Origin of the sequence: Streptomyces sp. D2-8 (assembly GCF_023184515.1) — a bacterium.
Lineage (GTDB): Bacteria > Actinomycetota > Actinomycetes > Streptomycetales > Streptomycetaceae > Streptomyces.
This window is the reverse complement of sequence record NZ_JAAHBP010000021.1, coordinates 72692-92152: the sequence shown is the minus strand read 5'-3', so window position 1 is coordinate 92152 and position 19461 is coordinate 72692. Positions and strand designations below refer to the sequence as shown.

Below are 19461 nucleotides of genomic sequence, written 5' to 3'. Positions count from 1 at the left end.
CTGCGGTCTGATCCAAACGACAGGCCAGCCCTAGCGGGCCAGCAGGGTGCGGACTCCCTCCGAGGTCAGGGTCAGGCGGTGCTCCGAGCTGCCGTCGATGGTGAGCGACAGGTCGTCGGCCGGCCACTGCGCGGCGAGGGCGCCGAGGGGCACCAGGCGGTAGCGGGAGACGAACGGCAGCAGCCCGGCCATCTCCATCTCTGAGGTGAACACGGGCACCACCGGTTCGCCGCCCGGCTGCTCCAGCACCGGCAGCGCCACCGCCGAGGGATTGGCGGCGTCGGCGTCGCCTGCGTCGTCGGGCACGGGGATGAGCACGTCGCTGCTGGCGAGCGCGTCCAGAGCCGCCGTGTCCTCGGTGTTCTCGGCGAGGACGTCCAGAGCCCGCTGGGCGGGCGTGGGCGTGGGGTCGTTTGCGGGTGTCTCCATGGCAGATTCCCTGATAGCGGCGGTCGTGCGGCCCACCCGGGGCAGGATCCGCCCCGGGCACGGTCCTGGTCGCGTACCCGAACGGGAACGGGGCAATCCTGGTGGATCTTCGGGGTTCGCGGGGGCCCGGAGGAGATCTTGTGGGGGGCAGGGGAACGCCCGGGCTGCCGAGGGGTGTTGACGAGGGAAATGTTACCGGTAACATCGCTCGTCTGATCCCGACGTACGCGACTGTGCCCTCCACCCACCCACACGGTGGCCCGTCCCCCGGAGTCCGCGTGATCGAAGAGCGCGTTGCCCGTCTCTCCCCCGCACCGCCCGGCCCCGTCTTCAGCAGGGCCGCCGTCGTGGCCTCCTGTGCCGGCTTCGTGCTCATCGGGGCGTTGCAGGCCCTGTACGGGCCCGCGATCCCGGCCTTCCGTGCGGAGTTCGGGCTGTCGCCCTCCGCCGCGGGGCTGGGGCTGAGCGCTCACTTCGTCGGTGGTGTGGCCGGGGTGCTGCTGTTCGACCGGCTCTACGGGCGGGTCGGCAACCGGCGGATCCTCGGCAGTTCGTATCTGCTGATGGCCGTCGGCGCGGGCGGCTTCGCGCTGGCGCCCGACTGGCCCACCGCCCTGGCGGCGGCCCTCCTCGCCGGGTTCGGCTTCGGCGGTATCGACTACGGCCTCAACCAGCTGTTCGCCGTGGGGTTCGGCCACCGTTCGACCGCGATGCTGAACATCCTCAACGCGCACTTCGGCATCGGCGCCATCCTCGGCCCCGCCGTGATCGGCGCGGTCGGCTCCGAGCACTACCCGGCCGTCTTCCTCGCCTTCGCCCTCGCCAACCTGCCGTTGCTGCTGTGTCTGGGGGGCGTGCAGAGCCACGTGCCCGCCCCGGCCGGGGAACGGGCCGGCGGCGGAGCCGTCCTCGGGCGGAGCCTCGGCTCCGTGCTCGCCGTCTTCGTCGTCCTCTACGTCCTGCACGTCGGCGTCGAGGCCGGGGTCGGCGGCTGGGAGCCCACCCACCTGGAGACCGTCGGCTACAGCGCCGGTGTCGCCGCCACCGCCACCTCCGTGTACTGGCTGATGATGACCGTCGGCCGCTTCCTGGTCGCCCCGCTCGCGCTGCGCTTCTCCGCCCAGGCCATCATCACCGTCTCGTGCGCGGGCATGACGGTGTGTCTGCTGGCCGCGACCGTCCCGGCTCTCGCGCCCTACGCGTACGCCGGTGTCGGTCTGTTCATCGCGCCGGTCTTCCCCACCGGCCTGCCCTGGCTGAACCGCGCCGCCCCGCGGGCCCGCCGGGCCGGTGCCCTGGTCATCGCGGCCTCGATGGTCGGCGGTGTCGCCGCGGGGCCGGCGCTGGGCAAGGCCATCGAGTGGTCCGGGGTCCGCGCCGTGCCGCTCCTGCTGTGCGGTGTCTCGGCGCTCTGCCTGGCCGCCACGCTCTGGCTGATCCGCGGCACCCGCTCCCGCTGACTCCCCTCCCCCATACAGAAGGGAAGCTTCCGCATGCCCGCCCTGACGACGACGTCCGACGGATTCCTGCTGAACGGCGAGCCGTTCCGGATCATCTCCGGCGCGCTGCACTACTTCCGCGTCCATCCCGGTCTGTGGTCCGACCGGCTGCGCAAGGCGCGGCTGATGGGCCTCAACACGGTGGAGACGTACATCCCGTGGAACCACCACCAGCCCGGCCCCGAGGGCCCCCTCGTCCTCGACGGCTTCCTCGACCTGCCCCGGTTCCTCCGGCTCGCCCGGGACGAAGGGCTGCGGGTGCTGCTGCGCCCGGGGCCGTTCATCTGCGCCGAGTGGGACGGCGGCGGCCTGCCCGACTGGCTGACCTCCGACCCGGACATCCGGCTGCGCACCAACGACCCCCGCTTCACCGGAGCCTTCGACCGCTACCTCGACCTGCTGCTGCCCGCGCTCGGACCGCACCTGGCGGCGGCGGGCGGTCCCGTCATCGCCGTTCAGGTCGAGAACGAGTACGGGGCCTACGGCGACGACAGCACCTACCTGAAGCACCTCGCCGACGCGTTCCGCTCCCGCGGCGTCGAGGAGCTGCTGTTCACCTGCGACCAGGCCGACCCCGGGCAGCTGGCCACCGGAAGTCTGCCCGGCGTCCTGACCACCGGCACCTTCGGCAGCCGCGTCGAGCAGTCGCTGGGACGACTGCGCGAGCACCGGCCCGAAGGCCCGCTGTTCTGCGCCGAGTTCTGGATCGGCTGGTTCGACCACTGGGGCGGCCCCCACCATGTCCGGGACGCGGCCGACGCCGCCGCCGACCTGGACCGGCTGCTGTCGGCCGGGGCGTCCGTCAACATCTACATGTTCCACGGCGGAACCAACTTCGGCTTCGCCAACGGCGCCAACCACAAGCACGCCTACACGCCCACCGTCACGTCCTACGACTACGACGCCGCCCTCACCGAGTGCGGCGACCCGGGCCCGAAGTACCACGCGTTCCGCGAGGTCATCGCGCGCCATGCCGGCGTTCCCGACGAGCCCGCCCCGGTGCCGAGCCCCAAACTTCCGCCCACTGTCGTGGAGTTGAGCGACAGGTCTGATCTCCTGCCGCTCGCCCGCTCGCTCGCCGCGCCCGTGCACACCGACGCGCCCGTGACCATGGACGAGCTCGGGCAGCGCACCGGCTACGCGCTCTACCGCACCACCCTCCCGGCCGACGGCGACGGCCTGCTGCACTTCGCCCGCGGGGTCGGTGACCGTGCCCAGGTCTTCGTCGACGGCGCGCCCGTCGGCGTGCTGGAGAGCGAACGCCACGACGCGTCGCTGCCCGTGCGCGTGCCACGTCCCGGGGCGACGCTGGAGGTCCTCGTCGAGAACATGGGCGGCGTCAACTACGGCCCCCGGATCGGCGCACCCAAGGGCCTGCTCGGACCCGTCTCCCTCAACGGCACGGACCTGACGGGCTGGGACTGCCGCCCGCTGCCGCTGGACGACCTGGACACCGTGCCGTTCGCCCCGGCCGGAGAGGCGGCGATCACCGTGCCGGCCTTCCACCGCGGCACCTTCGGCGTCGACACCCCCGCGGACGCCTTCCTCTCCCTGCCCGGCTGGTCGAAGGGCCAGGCCTGGGTCAACGGCTTCCACCTGGGTCGCTACTGGAACCGCGGCCCGCAGCGCACGCTGTACGTTCCCGCGCCGGTGCTGCGTCCGGGCTCCAACGCACTCCTCCTGCTGGAGCTGCACGGCAGCACCGCCACCCGCGCGCTGCTCACCGACACCCCCGACCTCGGCCCGGAGAACACCTGGTGACACATCTCCTGCGCGTTCCCCCGCCCGCCGCTCCCCCGCCGACCGGTCGTCTGCCCTTCACGGACGCGCCCGGCGTGCCCGACCCGATCGAGGTCACCAGCGGCTGGCTCACCCGGGGCGGCCGCCCCTGGTTCCCGGTCTCGGGCGAGTTCCACTATTCCCGCTACCCGAACGGGGAATGGGAGGAGGAGCTGCTGAAGATGAGGGCGGGCGGGGTGACCGCCGTCGCCTCCTACGTCATCTGGATCCACCACGAGGAGGCCGAGGGCCGGGTCCGCTTCGACGGTGACCGCGATCTCAGGCGCTTCGCCACGCTGTGCGCCCGCCACGGCCTGGACTTCGTCCCCCGCATCGGCCCCTGGTCGCACGCGGAGGTACGCAACGGCGGCCTGCCCGACTGGCTCCTGGGCCGGACCCGCGCACCACGCACCGACGACCCGGCCTATCTGGAGCCCGTGCGCGCCTGGTTCACGGAGATCGCGGAGCAGCTGAGGGGCCTTGAGCGGGCGAGCGGCGGCCCGGTCGTCGCGATCCAGATCGAGAACGAGCTCCACGACCGGCCCGGCCATCTGCGCACGCTGAAGCGGCTGGCCCAGGAGGCCGGGCTGAGCGCGCCGTTGTGGACGTCGACCGCCTGGGGCGGGGTCCGGCTCCCGGGCGAGGACCTGCTTCCGCTGTACGGCGGCTATCCCGAGGCGTTCTGGACGGAGGCGGACGGCGGCTGGCCCGACCCCTGCCGCAAGCACTTCTTCTTCACCCACGAGCGCGACGACGAGGGCATCGGCGCCGATCTGCGGCCCACGGGCACGCCGGACGCCGCCACGTCGACCGAGCGATTTCCCTGGGCCACCTGCGAGTTGGGCGGCGGCATGGCGGTGGCCTATCACCGGCGGCCCCGGGTGGAGGCCGCCGATGTCGGTGCCCTCGGGCTCACGAAGATCGGCTGCGGCTCGGTGTGGCAGGGCTACTACATGTTCCACGGCGGCACGAACCCGGCCGGCGAGCTGACCTCCCTGCAGGAGTCGCACGCCACCGGCTACCCCAATGACCTGCCCGTCCTGACCTACGACTTCCAGGCCCCGCTCGGCGAGTACGGACAGGTGCGGCCCTCGTACCACGAACTGCGCCTCCAGCACCTGCTGCTGGCCGGCTTCGGGCACCGGATCGCGCCCATGCGGTCCGTGCTGCCCGAGCAGTCGCCGACCGGGCAGCACGACCGGGACACCCTGCGCTGGGCGGTGCGGACCGACGGCACCTCGGGCTTCCTGTTCGTGACCAACCACCAGCCGCACGAGCCGCTGCCGAACCACCCGGACACGGCCTTCACGATCGACTTCCCGCTCGCGCCCTCGCTGACGCTGCCGAGCACTCCCGTCACGGTCCCCTCCGGCGCGTACTTCTGCTGGCCGCTCCGGCTGGACGTGGCCGGGCTGCGGCTGGAGTGGGCCACGGCGCAGCCCGTGTGCACCGTCGAGGCGGACGGTCGTACGGTCCTGGTGCTGGCCGCGACCGACGGCATCGCGCCCGAACTCGCCCTGGACGCCGACACGGTGACGTCCGTCGCCGCGCCGTCCGGGGAGATCACGCCGCTCGCCGGCCGGCTCCTGGTCAGCGGGGTGCGGCCCGGCACCGACGCCCTGGTCGAGGTGGAGGCGGCCGACGGTTCGCGCGTGGGCCTGCTGGTCCTGGACGCGGTGACGGCCCGCACCGTCTACCGGGGTCCGGCATGGGGTGCCGAGCGGCTGGTGCTGTGCGGGGACGGTGTCGTCTTCGACGAGCGGCGTCGCGCGGTGCGGCTGCACACTCCGGCCGCCGAGCCGTCGTTCGCGGTGCTGCCCGCACCGGATGCCGCCCCGGTGGTGGCGGGTGCCTCCGTCCGGGAGTCGGCGGACGGTGTGTTCTCGCGCTTCACGATCGAGGCCGGACCTCTCGCGGGCACTGCCGCGACCGTCACGTCCGTCAGGCCCGGCGGCCCGGCGCCCGAGCCGGTGACCGGCGTGCGGGGCCGGGCGAGTGTGCCGTCCGAGAAGGACGTGGCGGCGGCCGCCGCCGAGTACCGGGTCGACGTACCGCAGGACCTGCTGCGGGACCCCTCGGGTGTGCTGCTGCGGCTGCGCTGGACGGGGGACCTGGCGCGGGCCTACGTGGGAGACGTGCTGGTCGCCGACCAGTTCTACTCGGGCCGGGCCTGGGACATCGGGCTGGACCGGCTGCCGGTCGGGGCGCCGCTCACGGACGGACTGCGGCTGAGGGTGCTGCCGCTGGCCGCGAACGCGCCCGTGCATGTGCCGGGGCAGCGTGGTGACGCCTGGCGGGAGGCTCGGGTGCTGGACGCGGAGTGGGTGGTCACGCGCCGCTGGACGGTCCGGTCCGGCTGAGGGGCTTCCGGGCGCCGCCCGGCCTATGCTGTGCTCCTGCCGGGCGGGTTCAGGGCCGCCGTACCGACATCGAGGATTCATCCGCCATGACACCGAGCGCCCCCGACGGTCCTGTTCCCAAGGGCCGTAGCAGGCGCAACTTCGCGGGGGCGCGGCCGGTGATGGCCGACGTGGCCCGGATGGCAGGGGTTTCCAAGCAGACCGTGTCGCGGGTGCTCAACGATCATCCGGCCGTCCGTCCCGAGACGCGCGAGGCGGTCCTGGAGGCCATGCGCACGCTCGGCTACCGGCCCAGCCGCAGTGCGCGGTCCCTGGCCAGTGGCAGGACCCGGATGCTCGGGGTCATCTCCTTCGACGCCGCCCGGTACGGGCCCGCCTCGATTCTGACCGCGATCAACACGGCTGCCCAGGAGGCCGGTTACCTCGTCAGCTCCATCGCCCTCGACACGGCCGACCACGGCACCGTCGTCGAGGCCGTGGACCGGCTGTCGGCGGAGGGGGCGGACGGTGTGATCGCGATCGCGCCCCAGCTGTGGGTGGGCAAGGCCCTCGCGGAGACGACCGGTCTGGGCACTCCCCTGGTGGTGCTGGAGAACGCGCTCGACGACGCCACCCCCCTGGTCACCGGCGATTCGCGCACCGGCGCCCGCAAGGCCACCGAGCACCTCCTCGGCCTCGGGCACGCCACCGTCGGGCACATCGCGGGCCCGAGCGGCTGGACCTCCGCCGATCACCGGCTGGCGAGCTGGCAGTCGACGCTCCGGGCCGCCGGTGCCGCCGTTCCGGCTCCTCTCGTCGGGGACTGGAGCGCCGACTCCGGCTACGACCTGGGCCGTCGGCTGGCCCGGCGTCCGGAGGTGACGGCGGTGTTCGCCTCCAACGACCAGATGGCGCTCGGCTTGCTGCACGCCCTGCACGAGTCCGGGCGGTCCGTCCCCGGGGAGGTCAGCGTCGTCGGCTACGACGACATCCCCGAGGCCGCGCACTTCCTGCCGCCGCTGACCACCGTCCGCACCGACTTCGCGGAGATCGGCACCCGCTCGCTGCGGCTTCTCCTCGACCGGATCGACGGCCCGGGCGAGCGGACCGGCGTCGACACCCTCGTTTCCGTGGACCTGGTGGTGCGGGCCAGCAGCGGCCCTCCGCCGGCCGGCTGACCGGCGCCGCTCAGCCGCTTCCCTCGGCGGCGGCCCGCTGCCAGGCACCCTCCCGCAGCAGCCGCAGCCCGTTCAGGCCGACCAGGACCGTGGAGCCCTCGTGGCCCGCGACGCCCAGCGGCAACGGCAGGTCACCGGCCAGGTCCCAGACGACCAGTCCGGCGATGAACACCCCGGCGATCACGAGGTTCTGCACGACCAGCCTGCGGGCGCGGCGGGACAGGGCGACGGTGGCGGGGACCGCGGCGAGTTCGTCGCGCACGATGACGGCGTCCGCGGTCTCCAGGGCCAGGTCGGAGCCGGCCCGGCCCATGGCGATCCCGGTGTGCGCGGCGGCCAGGGCGGGCGCGTCGTTGACGCCGTCCCCGAGGACCAGCACCTTGCGGCCGGCGCTCTCCATCTCCTGGACGGCGGCCAGCTTGTCCTGCGGCAGCAGCCCGGCGCGCACGTCGTCGATGCCGGCCTCGGCGCCGAGGTGTGCGGCGGCGCCGGCGTTGTCGCCGGTGAGGAGGACCGGGGCGGTGCCGGTGAGCCGGGCGAGGGAGGCGACCGTGGCGGCGGCGTCCGGGCGCAGCCGGTCGGCGATGCCGAGCAGTCCGGCCGGGGTGCCGTCGACGACGACCAGGACGGCGGTCCGGCCGGACTCCTCCAGCTCCACGGCCGTGCCCACGGCGTCGTCCAGCAGCCGGGCCGGGGCGCCCACCGCGACCGTGCGGCCGCCGACGACGGCGGTGACTCCCACGCCGGGCGCGGAGGTGAAGTCCTCCGCATCGGGCAGGTCGAGGCCGCGCTCGTGGGCCGCGTCCACCACCGCCCGGGCCAGCGGGTGTTCACTGGGCCGCTCGGCGGCGGCCGCCAGCGTCAGCAACTCGCCTTCGTCCAGGCCGGATCCGGGCAGCGGCCGGATGTCGGTGACTCGCGGGCTGCCCTCGGTGAGCGTGCCGGTCTTGTCCAGGGCGACCGCGTCCACCTGGCCGAGCCGTTCCATCACCACGGCCGACTTCACGAGAACGCCGTGCCGTCCGGCGTTGGCGATGGCCGACAGCAGGGGCGGCATGGTGGCCAGCACGACCGCGCACGGGGAGGCCACGATCATGAACGTCATGGCGCGCAGCAGCGCGTCGGTGAGCTGCGCGCCGAAGGCGAGCGGCACCAGGAAGACGGCCAGGGTCGCGGCCACCATGCCCAGCGAGTAGCGCTGTTCGACCTTCTCGATGAACAGCTGCGTGGGCGCCTTCGTCTCGGACGCCTCCTGCACCATGCGGACGATCCGGGCGATCACCGAGTCGGACGCGTCGCGCTCGACCCGGATCCGCAGCGCGCCGGTGCCGTTGAGGGTGCCCGCGAAGACGTCGTCGCCCCGCTCCTTCGGCACGGGCAGCGGCTCGCCGGTGATGGTCGCCTGGTCCACCTCGCTCGCCCCGTCGCGCACCCGGCCGTCGGCGCCGACGCGCTCCCCGGGGCGTACGAGGACGGTGTCGCCGACCGTCAGCTCCTCGACGGAGACGGTCTGTTCACCTCCGTCGGGGCTCAGCCGGGTGGCCGTGGCGGGGGCCAGGTCGAGCAGGCCGCGGACGGAGTCGGCGGTGCGGGCCGTGGCCAGGGCCTCCAGCGCGCCCGAGGTGGCGAAGATGACGATGAGCAGGGCGCCGTCCATGACCTGCCCGATCGCGGCCGCGCCCAGGGCGGCGACGACCATCAGCAGGTCGACGTCGAGGGTGCGGTCCTTCAACGCCTTGAGCCCCTCCCACCCCGGCTCCCAGCCGCCCGTGACGTACGACAAGGCGTACAGCGTTCCCCAGGTCCAGGCGGGGGCGCCGGTCAACTGCAAGGGCAGGGCGAGCAGGAAGAAGGCGGTGGCCGCGGCGGCCCAGCGCGCCTCGGGGAGCGCGAGGACGCGGGTACGCCGCCGGGCCACCGCCCCGGTACGTGCGGGCTTCGCCCGTTCGACCGGCTGAGGCGTGAGCGTGGAGGTCATCAGGGGTCCTTCTGGCGGGGAGCGCGTGGCCACCCACCATACAGGAACACATGAAGACTGATTCATGTCTTCATTCCCCATCGGTAATCCCCAACGGTCATCGCCCGTCAGTGGGGCGGGGACGGCGTCATCGCACGGGCACGGCCACGTACTGGTACTCCAAAAACTCGTCGATCCCGACCCGGCCGCCTTCCCGCCCGAGCCCGGACTGCTTGACCCCGCCGAACGGGGCCGCCGGGTTGGAGACGAGGCCGGTGTTCAGCCCGACCATGCCCACCTCCAGTCCCTCGCTGACGCGCAGGCCGCGGTCCAGTCCCTGGGTGAAGACGTAGCCGACGAGGCCCCAGGGCGTGTCGTTGGCGCGGCGCAGGACCTCGTCCTCGTCGTCGAAGGTGAGGATCGCGGCGACCGGGCCGAAGATCTCCGTGTCCATCAGACGGCTGCCGGGGTCGACGCCGGCCAGCACGGTCGGCGGGTAGAAGAAGCCGGGCCCTTCCGGCGTGCGTCCGCCGGCGAGCACCTGGGCGCCGCGCTCCACCGCGTCGGCGACCAGTTCCTCCACCTTGGCGCGTCCGGTGCTGTCGATCAGAGGGCCGACGTCGACGCCGTTGCGGGTGCCGGGGCCCACCACGAGGGCGCCCATCCGCTCGGCGAGCCGCCGGCCGAACTCGTCCGCCACCGACCGGTGCACGAAGAAGCGGTTCGCCGCCGTGCAGGCCTCGCCCATGTTCCGCATCTTGGCGACCATCGCCCCGTCCACGGCCACGTCCAGGTCGGCGTCGTCGAAGACGATGAAGGGCGCGTTCCCGCCCAGCTCCATCGAGGTGCGTACGACGGTGTCGGCGCACTGCGCGAGCAGCAGCCGGCCGACGGCGGTGGAGCCGGTGAAGGACAGTTTGCGGATCCGGCCGCCGCGCAGCAGCGGCTCGCACACCTCGCCGGCGCGGGAGGTGGTGACGACGTTCAGCACACCGTCCGGCAGGCCTGCCTCTTCGAGGATCCCGGCCAGCGCGAGGCTGGACAGGGGGGTCTGCGGGGCGGGCTTGAGGATCATCGTGCAGCCCGCCGCGATGGCGGGGCCGATCTTGCGGGTGCCCATGGCCAGCGGGAAGTTCCACGGCGTGATCAGCAGGCAGGGGCCGACCGGGCGGCGGGAGAGCAGCATGCGGTTGCGGCCGTCGGGCAGGGTGCCGCAGCCGCCGTCGATACGGACGGCCTCCTCGGAGAACCAGCGGAGGAACTCCGCGGCGTACGCCACCTCTCCCCTGGCCTCGGTCAGCGGCTTGCCCATCTCGGACGTCATCAGGTGGGCGAGCTCGTCGGTGCGCTCCAGGATGAGCTCGTAGGCGCGGCGCAGGATCTCGCTGCGTGCCCGGGGTGCGGTGCGGGCCCAGTCCTGCTGGGCCTGGACGGCCGCCTCCTCGGCGAGCCGGGCGTCCTTCGGGCCGGCGTCGGCGACGTGGCAGAGCATCTCGCCGGTGGCGGGGTCGTCGACGGGCATGGTGGCACCGTCCGCGGCGTCCACCCAGGCACCGCCGATGAACAGCTGAGTCAGTACCTCGGTCATGTCGTCTCTCCTGGTTGATCGGCGGCGGGGTCGAGGAGTTCGGCAAGGTGCAGGGCGCGGACGTCCCGGTCACCGGCGAGGTGGTCGATCTGGGTGGCGCAGCTGAAGCCGTCGGCGATGACGGGTCGTCCGTCGAGTGCGTCGAGGCGCGGTGTGAGGGCGAGATCGGCGACGGCGATGGAGGTGTCGTAGTGCTGGGCTTCGAAGCCGAAGTTGCCGGCGAGTCCGCAGCAGCCCTCGGCCTCGTCGACCTTCCGTACGCCGAGGCGGCGCAGGAGGCCGGCGGGGTGGCGGCCCTTGAAGGTGGCGTACTCGTGGCAGTGGGTCTGGAGCACGACGTTCTCGGGCAGCGGCGGCGGGGTCCAGCCCTGGTCGGCCAGGTCGCTCAGTGCCCCGGTGAACGTGTGGACGCGGGCGGCGACGCGCCGGGCGGCCTCGGTGCCGAGGAGTTCGGGTACGTCGCGTTTGAGGGCGGCGGCGCAGCTGGGTTCGGCCACGATCACGGGCCGGTCGTCGCCGTTGTCCAGGGCGGCGACCGTGCGGGCCACGACTCTGCGGGCCGTGGACAGCTGGCCGGTGCTCACCCAGGTCAGTCCGCAGCACAGGCCGTCCTGCGGTGTGCAGGGGATGCCGGCGTCGGCGAGCACGCGGCTCGCCGACGCCGCCACCTGCGGGCGGAAGGCGCGGGTGAAGCTGTCGACGAAGAGGATGGCCTTGGCCGGTTCGGTGGTCTTCGCAGCGCGGAGGGTCTTGCGCAGGGTGCGGCGGGAGGCGAAGGCGGGGATTCTGCGCTTGGTGGTGACGCCGCCCAGGCGGGCCAGGAGCTTGCCGAGCGGTCCGCGCAGCAGCAGGTTGACCGGGCGGGCCGCGTACCCGGCCAGGGCGGAGGTCCGGGGCAGCCAGCCGAGGGAGTAGTGGGAGCGGGGCCGCAGGCGGCCCTTGTAGTGCTGGTGGAGGAACTCCGCCTTGTAGGTGGCCATATCGACACCGACCGGGCAGTCGCTGGAGCAGGCCTTGCAGGACAGGCACAGATCGAGGGCGTCCTTGACCTCGGTGGAGCGCCAGCCGTCGCTGACGGCTTCGCCGCGGACCATCTCCTGGAGCATGCGGGCCCGGCCGCGGGTGGAGTCGTTCTCCTCGCCCGTGGCCCGGTAGCTCGGGCACATCACCCCGCCCGCGTCACTGCGGCAGCGGCCGACCCCGACACAGCGACGCACGGCACCGGCGAAGCCGTCCTCGTCGTGCGGGAAGCCGAACGTCGTGTCCACGAGCGGCAGTTCGCGCAGTGCGAGGTCGGTGTCCAGCGGAGCCGGGTCGATGATGACACCGGGGTTGAGCAGCCCTTCGGGGTCGAATGCCTTCTTGAAGGCGCCGAACGCGGCGATCATGCGGTGGCTGTACATGACCTTCAGCAGTTCGCTGCGGGCCCGTCCGTCACCGTGCTCACCCGACAGCGTGCCGCCGTGCTCGACGACCAACGCGGCGGCCTCCGACAGGAACCGGCGCATGACCGTCCGGCCTGCGTCCGTGGCCATGTCGAAGTCGATCCGCACATGGACGCATCCGGCGCCGAAGTGCCCGTACAGCACACCGGTCAGCTCGTGCGCGGCGAGCAGCTTGCGGAAGCCGCGCAGGTAGGCGGCCAAGTCCGCCGGGGCGACGGCCGCGTCCTCCCAGCCGGGCCAGGACTCCCCGCCGTCGACGAGCCGGGCCGCCAGTCCGGCCCCGTCCTCCCGCACCCGCCACAGCGAACGCCGCTCGGCCGGGCTCTCCACGACCCGGCCACCGGTCAGCCGTCCCAGGGCCTTGAGCGCATCGAGCAGCTCTTCGGCCCGGGCGTTCACGGTGGCCTGGTCGTCGCCTTCGAGTTCGACGTACAGCCACGCCCGGCCCTCGGGCAGGCCGGTGACGGAGTCGGGGCCGCGGCGGGCGCGCATGGTCGCGACGATCGCCTCGTCCATGCCCTCCACCGCGCTGGGCGCGAAGCGCAGGATCTCCGGCACGTCCTCGGCCGCCTCGACCACATCGCCGTAGCCGAGCGTGAGGAGTGTGGATGCCTGTGCGGTCGCCACCAGGCGGACCGTCGCGGCGGTGACGACCGCACAGGTGCCTTCGGTGCCCACCAGAGCACGGGCCAGGTCGAAGCCGTTCTCCGGCAGCAGATGCTGCAACTGATAGCCCGAGACCTGACGCGGGATGCGCCCCAGCTCGGTCCGGATCAACGCCAGGTTCTCACCGACCAGACGCTTGAGGTCGGCTTCCAGCCGGGCGACAGCACCGGCGTCGGCCGGGTCCAGCGCGTGCAGCCCGGCGTGGTCGGCCACGGCCCGCACGCCGTCAGCCGTCACGATCTCCAGCTCCACGACATGCCCGCTGGTCCGCCCGTCGCGCACCGACCGGTTCCCGCACGCGTCGTTGCCGATCATCCCGCCCAGCGTGCACCGGCTGTGCGAGGACGGATCAGGCCCGAAGTCCAGCCCCCGCAGGGCGGTCTCACTGCGCAGCGCGTCCAGCACCACCCCCGCCTCGACGCGGGCGGTACGCGCCTCGGCGTCGATGTCCAGGATCCGGTTCATGTACCGGGAGAAGTCCAGGACCACGCCGAGCCCGACGGCATTGCCCGCCATGCTCGTGCCGCCGCCCCGGGCCGTGACCGGCACGCCCGCCGCACGGCAGGCCCGCAGCACCGCGACCACGTCGTCGGCGGTGCGCGGGAAGGCCACCGCCCGGGGCAGCACGCGGTAGTTGGAGGCGTCGTAGGCGTACGGGCCGGTGGCCCCCGGGCCGGTCTCCACCCGCAGACCGGGCGCGAGCTCGGCGATACGGGCCGCGAGACCCGCCAGGTCGCGGGTGGCGGTGGTCATCGGTCCCCGGCTCCCGATGTGCCGGCCTCGACCGCGTTCGCCCAGGCCTGGAGGCCCTCGTCGACGCCCGTCTCGTCGATCACGAGTGCCGGGATCATGCGGACGACCTGGTTCCAGGCGCCGCACAGCAACAGGAGCAGCCCCTCGTCGATGGCCGCGCGCTGGACGCGGGCGGCCGTCTCCGGGTCGGGACCGCCGTCCTCGGTGACGAACTCGGTGGCGAGCATGAGGCCGAGGCCGCGGACGTCGCCGATGCCCGGGGCCCGGTCGGCCACGGCCTCCAGGCCCTGGCGGAGCCGCTTGCCCATCGCTTCGGCGTTCTCGACGAGCATCTCGTCGCGTACGACGTCCAGCGTCGCGCAGGCGGCGGCGCAGGCGACGGCGTTCGCGCCGTACGTGCCGCCCTGCGAGCCGGGCCAGGCCTTCGTCATCAGTTCCTCCGAGGCGGCGATGCCGGAGAGGGGGAAGCCGCTGGCCAGGCCCTTGGCGGTGACGAGGATGTCGGGGGTGACGCCGAAGTGGTCGTGGCCCCAGAAGCGGCCGGTGCGGCCGACGCCGGTCTGCACCTCGTCGAGGATCAGCAGGAAGCCGTGCCGGTCCGCCCGCTCCCGCAGCCCTTCCATGAAGGCGCGGTTCGCGGGGACGTAGCCGCCCTCGCCGAGGACCGGCTCGACGATGATCGCTGCCGTGTCGGCGGGTGAGGAGATCGTCTGGAGGGTGTAGTCGAGTTCCCGCAGGGCGAATCGGGTGGCGGTCTCCTCGTCCCAGCCGTACCGGAAGGCCGTCGGGAACGGGGTGACGACCACGCCGCTCATCAGCGGCGAGAACCCGGACCGGAAGCGGATGCCGGAGGTCGTCATGGAGGCGGCGGCGACCGTACGGCCGTGGAAGCCGCCGTGGCAGACGATGACGTTGGGCCGTCCGGTGGCCTGGCGGGCCAGCCGCAGCGCCGCCTCTACGGCCTCGCTGCCGGAGTTGGTGAAGAACAGGCTGTCCAGGCCGGACGGCAGTACCTCGCCCAGCTTGTCGACGAGGCGGCGCAGCGGCTGGTGCATGACGGTCGTGTACTGGCCGTGGATCAGCGTGCCCACCTGCTCCTGCGCCGCCGCCACGACCTTGGGGTGGCAGTGCCCGGTGCTGGTGACGCCGATGCCGGCGGTGAAGTCGAGGTAGCGGCGGCCGTCCTCACCGTAGAGGTGGACGCCCTCGCCCCGGGCCGCCACGACGGGCGTGGCCTGGCGAAGGTGCGGCGACAGTGCGGTCATGTGGTCTCCCGGCCGTACGTCGAGGTCTGGTTGCTTGGCTCAGCTCCGGTATCCGAGCATCCAAGCCGCCGCGAAAGGCGACAACGCGTGATCTGTCCAGCCGGAACCCCGTGTTCGGACGTTGTGTCAGCCGCCGAACCCCCCGGGTACCGCTTGCCCCTCGCGTTGACAGCTCTTGCGCAGGTCAGTGCCAGTTGTCAGAGTGACCGGACATGCAGGGAGGCACCGTGGACGATCACCCGCCGACGACCGACCGCGGCCACGCCCCGGCCGGTCGCGCACCGACCCTCGCCGATGTCCTCGCCCTGCCCGTCCTGGCCGCCGGACAGCCCCAGGTCGTCACGGGACTGGCCCGGCTGGACCGGCCGGTGCGCTGGGTGCACATCACCGAGCTGACGGACCCGGCCTCCTTCCTCAAGGGCGGCGAGCTGGTCCTGACCACGGGCATGCCCCTGCCCGAGGACGCAGCGGGCGTCCGGCGGTACGTCGACGAACTGACCGAGGTGGGGGCGGCCGCCCTGGTCATCGAACTCGTACGGCGCTACCACCGGCCGCCCGACGCCCTCGTACAGGCCTGCCGGGCCCGGGGTCTGCCGCTGGTCACCCTCGCCCGGGACGTCAACTTCCTGGAGGTCACCCAGGTCGTGCACGCGCTGATCCTCGGCAACCAGGCCGACGCGATGCGGCGTACCCAGCGGATCCACGAGGCGTTCACGGCCCTGACGTTGCGCGGGGCGGGGCCGGAGGACGTGGTGCGCGCGGCGGCGGAGATGAGCGGCCGGACGGTCGTGCTGGAGAACCTGGTGCACCAGGCGCTGATCTGCGAGCCCTCGGGGAGCACGGTGGAGGAGGCACTCGGGGACTGGGAGCGGCGCTCCCGGGCGACCGTGCCCGGCGACCACACCGAGGTGGGCGGCCCGGAGAGCTGGCTCACCGCCCCCGTCTCCTACCAGGGCGAACGCTGGGGGCGTCTGGCCATGCTGCCCGCCGACGGGCCGGCCTTCGGGCCGGAGCACATCACCGTCCTGGAGCGCACGGCGATGGCCCTGACCGTGGCCCGGCTCATCCACTCCACGCCGTGGGAGCACACGGCCCACCGCAACGCCCTGCGGGAGCTGGCGGAGCAGCGCCACCACTCCGCCGAGGACGTCCGCGCCCGCTGCGCCGCGCTGGGCCTGCCCACGGAGGCCGGTGTCTTCCTGGCGATCCTCGTGGACCTGGGCCCCGGCGGGGAAGGCGCCGAGCCGGAGACCCGGCTGCACCGGGAGCTGAGGTCGGCCGGCGTCCCGGCCCTGGTCGGCGAACTCTCCCCCGGCCGCCTCGGCGTCCTGCTCGCCCTGCGCCCCGCCCAGCCCTGGCGGCCCGTGGCCGAACGGCTGAGCCGCACCGCGCTGACGCTGGCCCCGGAGGCGATCGTCGGCGTCGGTTCGGAGGTGACGGACCTCGCCGACACCGCACGCACCTTCCGGGAGGCGGCCCGGGTCATAGAGGCCACCCCGCCCGGCCAGGCCCTGCCCGCGGACCGTTCCTTCCACGAGCTGCCGGACATCGACCTGCGCCGGCTGCTGTACGCGCTGCGCGAGGACACCCGGATCCAGGACTACACGGAACGCCGGCTGGGCCGGCTCATCGACCACGACACCCGGCACGGCACCGACCTGCTGACGACCCTGGGCCACTACCTCGACGCCGCCGGCAACAAGACCACGGCGGCCCGTCGCGGCGGCCTGTCCAGGGAGACCATGTACCAGCGCCTGCGCACCATCGAACGCCTCCTCGACACCGACCTCGAGTCCGGCGACCGCCGCACCGAACTCCACGTGGCCCTCACGGCGTTGCGGGTCCTGCGCGCCGACTAGGTGTATCGATCGCGAGCGCGGGGCGCCCGGTTGCGCATGTCGCAGCCGAGATGGGCATCCCGCGAGCCACGGCCCACAGCTGGCCGGGTCGCTGGCGGACCGAGGGCGAGCCAGGGCTGCATGACTTCCTGCACACCTACAACCACCGCACGGTGGTGGTGCCCGGTTCGCCGGCCGACTCCAGCGCGTACGCGCTGGAGCGCCACGGTGAGCAGGCCTGGGGCCGCAGGCCTGCGCACCGGTCGGGGGATCAGGTGTCGAAGTCCACCGTCAGTGCCTCGGACACCGGGTAGGACTGGCATGTGAGGACGTAGCCCGCGTCGACCTCGGACGGTTCCAGGGCGAAGTTGCGGCGCATGTCGGCCTTGCCGTCGGTGACCAGGGCGCGGCAGGTGCCGCAGACACCGCCCTTGCAGGCGAAGGGCAGGTCGGGGCGGGTCTGCTGGGCGCCTTCGAGGAGGGACCGCTCGCGGGGCAGAGCGGAGGTGGTCGACCGGCCGTCGAGGGTGACGGTGACCTGGCTGACCGGGCCGGAGGGGCCGGTCTCGGCGTGGTGGACCTCGCGTACGGGCTCGTCGTCGGCGTAGAAGAGCTCCTGGTGGACGCGGTCGGCGGGCACGCCGAGGCCGGTCAGGACCTGCTGGGCGGCGCGGACCATGCCGTGCGGGCCGCACAGCCACCAGTGGTCGGCGGACTCCACGTCGACCAGCGCGTCGACGAGCGCGGAGAGCCGCTCGGCGTCGAGGCGGCCGGAGAGCACCTCGGCCTCGCGGGGCTCGCGGGAGAGGACGTGGGCGATCTGGAACCGCGTCGGGTAGAGGTCCTTCAGGTCGGCGAGTTCGTCGGCGAACATCACCGTGCCGGTGCGGCGGTTGCCGTAGAGGAGGGTGACGTTCGAGCGGGAATCGGCGGCCAGGACGGACTCGGCGATGGAGACCATGGGCGTGATGCCGGAGCCGGCCGCGATCAGGACGTGGTGGCCGTGGGTGGTCAGGTCGGGGGTGAAGGCACCGGTGGGCGCCATCACCTCGACGGTGTCGCCGGGGCGCACGTCGTGCACCAGCCAGGAGGAGAACAGGCCGCCCGGCACCACGCGGACGCCGATGCGCGGCGCTGTGCCGGCGGGGGCGCAGATCGAGTACGAGCGGCGTTCGTCGCGGCCGTCGATGTCGCGGCGCAGGGTGAGCGACTGGCCGGGCGCGAAGGTGAACTCCTCGGTCAGCTCGGCCGGGATGTCGAAACTCACGGCTGCCGCGTCCTCGCACAGCGGCTGCACGGCCGCGACCCGCAGGGGGTGGAAGACCGGACGTCGGCGCGCACGCGGGCGTGCCGCCGGGGCGTGGGCCGGCTCGATCAGGTCCTCCATCAGATCTCCTTGACGTACTCGAACGGCTCGCGGCAGGCGAGGCAGCGCCACAGGGACTTGCAGGACGTGGCGCCGAAGCGGGAGGTCTCCTCGGTGTCGGGATGGCCGCAGCGGGGGCAGGGCACCGAGCGGCGGGTCGGCGACAGCACGAGCGGGACCGGGCCGGCCGCTCGCGCGGGCGCGGCCCCGGGCGGGGCGATGCCGTGCTCGGCGAGCTTGCGGCGGCCGGCCGCCGTGATCCAGTCGCTGCTCCAGGGCGGGTCGAGGACCGTGCGGATCTCCACGCGCGCGTACCCGGCGTCCCGCAGCCGGGCTGCCACGCCGGCGCGCATCTCCGCCATCGCCGGGCAGCCCGAGTAGGTGGGCGTCAGGGTCGCGATCACCGTGCCGTCCGGGGTCAGGGACACCTCGCGCAGCACTCCGAGGTCGGCCAGGGTGAGCATGGGCAGTTCGGGGTCGGGCACCTGCTCGGCGATGTGCCGGGCCCGCCGCGCGTCCAGGGCTGTCGTCACCATGTCCCCTCCGGGTGGGCGCGGGCCACGCCCTGCAACTCGGCCAGCAGCGGGGCGAGATGCTCGGTGTGCTCCCCGCTGCGGCCCGAGCCGGGCAGCGGCCGGTAGACGGGCATGGGCAGCCCGGCCGCCTCGGTGACCTGGCGCAGCACGGCGACGACCTCGTCCCGTACGTCGAACGCCGTGAACAGCTCGCCCAGGTAGGGCGCCACCTGCTCCTGCGCCCTGCGCATCCGGCGGTGCGACTCCTCGGTGCCGTCGCCGAGGCGCACGGCCCACTCGGCGGCGTACTGGCGGTGGTACGCCAGCTCCTTCACGCCCTTCGCGGCGATCGCCGCGAGGACCGGGTCGCGGTGGGCCGTGAGCCGCTCGAAGTGCGCGAGGCGCCAGCTGGCGAACACCAGCAGCCGCACGATCGAGAACGCGAAGTCCCCGTTGGGGAGTTCCGCCAGGCGTACGTTGCGGAAGTCGTCGGCGTCACGGAAGTAGGCGAAGGCGTCCTCGTCGCGGCCGGTGCCGTCGGCCTGGCCCGCGCGGGCGTAGAGCAGGCGGGCCTGGCCGAGCAGGTCGAGCCCGATGTTGGCCAGCGCCACCTCCTCCTCCAGCTCGGGGGCGCGGGTGGTCCACTCGGCCAGCCGCTGTGCCGAGACGAGGGCGTCGTCGGCCAGGGTGACGCAGAGGGCGGCCAGTTCACCGGCGTCCACTCCGTCGGGCACCGTGATGTCGACGCCGTGCAGGGGGTCCTCGAAGCCGGTGCCGTAGGCCCAGCGGGTGTCGTCCTCGTGTCCCTCGGCGAGGGTCATGTAGACGTGCTCGTCACTCATGC

At 73.4% G+C, this 19461-nt stretch carries 13 protein-coding genes and 1 pseudogene; 6 read left to right on the top strand and 8 right to left on the bottom strand.

Annotated features, from left to right (window positions below; genetic code table 11):
• Positions 1–30 precede the first annotated feature (30 nt).
• Positions 31–429 (bottom strand): SseB family protein, encoded by a 399-nt coding sequence (locus tag G3I77_RS30805; protein WP_248508766.1) that lies wholly within the window; start codon positions 427–429, stop codon positions 31–33.
• Between the two features lie 278 nt (positions 430–707).
• Between G3I77_RS30805 and G3I77_RS30800 the strand changes: the two genes are divergently transcribed.
• From G3I77_RS30800 to G3I77_RS30785, 4 genes are all read left to right on the top strand, one after another.
• Positions 708–1889: a sugar MFS transporter gene (locus tag G3I77_RS30800; protein ID WP_248508758.1), complete on the top strand. Its 1182-nt coding sequence runs from the start codon at positions 708–710 to the stop codon at positions 1887–1889.
• Positions 1890–1922: 33 nt separating this feature from the next.
• On the top strand, positions 1923–3689 hold the full coding sequence (locus G3I77_RS30795) for a glycoside hydrolase family 35 protein (protein ID WP_248508756.1): 1767 nt from the start codon (positions 1923–1925) through the stop codon (positions 3687–3689).
• Positions 3683–6067 (top strand): beta-galactosidase, encoded by a 2385-nt coding sequence (locus G3I77_RS30790; protein WP_248508954.1) that lies wholly within the window; start codon positions 3683–3685, stop codon positions 6065–6067. The genes G3I77_RS30795 and G3I77_RS30790 overlap by 7 nt, the downstream gene beginning before the upstream one ends.
• Positions 6068–6153: 86 nt before the next feature.
• The gene (locus G3I77_RS30785) at positions 6154–7224 is read left to right on the top strand and encodes a LacI family DNA-binding transcriptional regulator (protein ID WP_248508754.1); all 1071 of its coding nucleotides are present in this window, start codon (positions 6154–6156) and stop codon (positions 7222–7224) included.
• Between the two features lie 10 nt (positions 7225–7234).
• Here G3I77_RS30785 and G3I77_RS30780 read toward each other — a convergent pair whose 3' ends face one another.
• From G3I77_RS30780 to G3I77_RS30765, 4 genes are all read right to left on the bottom strand, one after another.
• Positions 7235–9202, bottom strand: coding sequence for a heavy metal translocating P-type ATPase (locus tag G3I77_RS30780; protein WP_248508752.1), 1968 nt, complete (start codon positions 9200–9202; stop codon positions 7235–7237).
• A gap of 127 nt (positions 9203–9329) precedes the next feature.
• The gene (locus tag G3I77_RS30775; RefSeq protein ID WP_248508750.1) at positions 9330–10769 is read right to left on the bottom strand and encodes an NAD-dependent succinate-semialdehyde dehydrogenase; all 1440 of its coding nucleotides are present in this window, start codon (positions 10767–10769) and stop codon (positions 9330–9332) included.
• On the bottom strand, positions 10766–13633 hold the full coding sequence (locus tag G3I77_RS30770) for an FAD-binding and (Fe-S)-binding domain-containing protein (RefSeq protein ID WP_248508748.1): 2868 nt from the start codon (positions 13631–13633) through the stop codon (positions 10766–10768). Before G3I77_RS30770 ends, G3I77_RS30775 begins: the two co-directional genes overlap by 4 nt.
• Complete coding sequence (locus G3I77_RS30765) at positions 13630–14898, bottom strand: aspartate aminotransferase family protein (RefSeq protein ID WP_248508746.1); 1269 nt, start codon at positions 14896–14898, stop codon at positions 13630–13632. Before G3I77_RS30765 ends, G3I77_RS30770 begins: the two co-directional genes overlap by 4 nt.
• Positions 14899–15110: 212 nt before the next feature.
• Between G3I77_RS30765 and G3I77_RS30760 the strand changes: the two genes are divergently transcribed.
• Together G3I77_RS30760 and G3I77_RS30755 are read left to right on the top strand one after the other, a co-directional pair.
• Positions 15111–16757: a PucR family transcriptional regulator ligand-binding domain-containing protein gene (locus tag G3I77_RS30760; RefSeq protein ID WP_282574163.1), complete on the top strand. Its 1647-nt coding sequence runs from the start codon at positions 15111–15113 to the stop codon at positions 16755–16757.
• Positions 16758–16765: 8 nt separating this feature from the next.
• A pseudogene (locus G3I77_RS30755) lies at positions 16766–16882 on the top strand (helix-turn-helix domain-containing protein); the annotation flags it as partial.
• A 125-nt stretch (positions 16883–17007) separates the two neighbouring features.
• Here the strand turns inward: G3I77_RS30755 and paaE are convergent.
• The 3 genes from paaE to paaC are packed head-to-tail and all read right to left on the bottom strand — an operon-like array spanning position 17008 to position 19459.
• Complete coding sequence (paaE, locus tag G3I77_RS30750; protein ID WP_248508736.1) at positions 17008–18123, bottom strand: 1,2-phenylacetyl-CoA epoxidase subunit PaaE; 1116 nt, start codon at positions 18121–18123, stop codon at positions 17008–17010.
• Positions 18123–18638 (bottom strand): 1,2-phenylacetyl-CoA epoxidase subunit PaaD, encoded by a 516-nt coding sequence (gene paaD / locus G3I77_RS30745; RefSeq protein ID WP_248508735.1) that lies wholly within the window; start codon positions 18636–18638, stop codon positions 18123–18125. The genes paaE and paaD overlap by 1 nt, the downstream gene beginning before the upstream one ends.
• Positions 18632–19459 (bottom strand): 1,2-phenylacetyl-CoA epoxidase subunit PaaC, encoded by an 828-nt coding sequence (paaC, locus tag G3I77_RS30740; RefSeq protein WP_248508728.1) that lies wholly within the window; start codon positions 19457–19459, stop codon positions 18632–18634. The genes paaD and paaC overlap by 7 nt, the downstream gene beginning before the upstream one ends.
• Between the last annotated feature and the right edge of the window lie 2 nt (positions 19460–19461).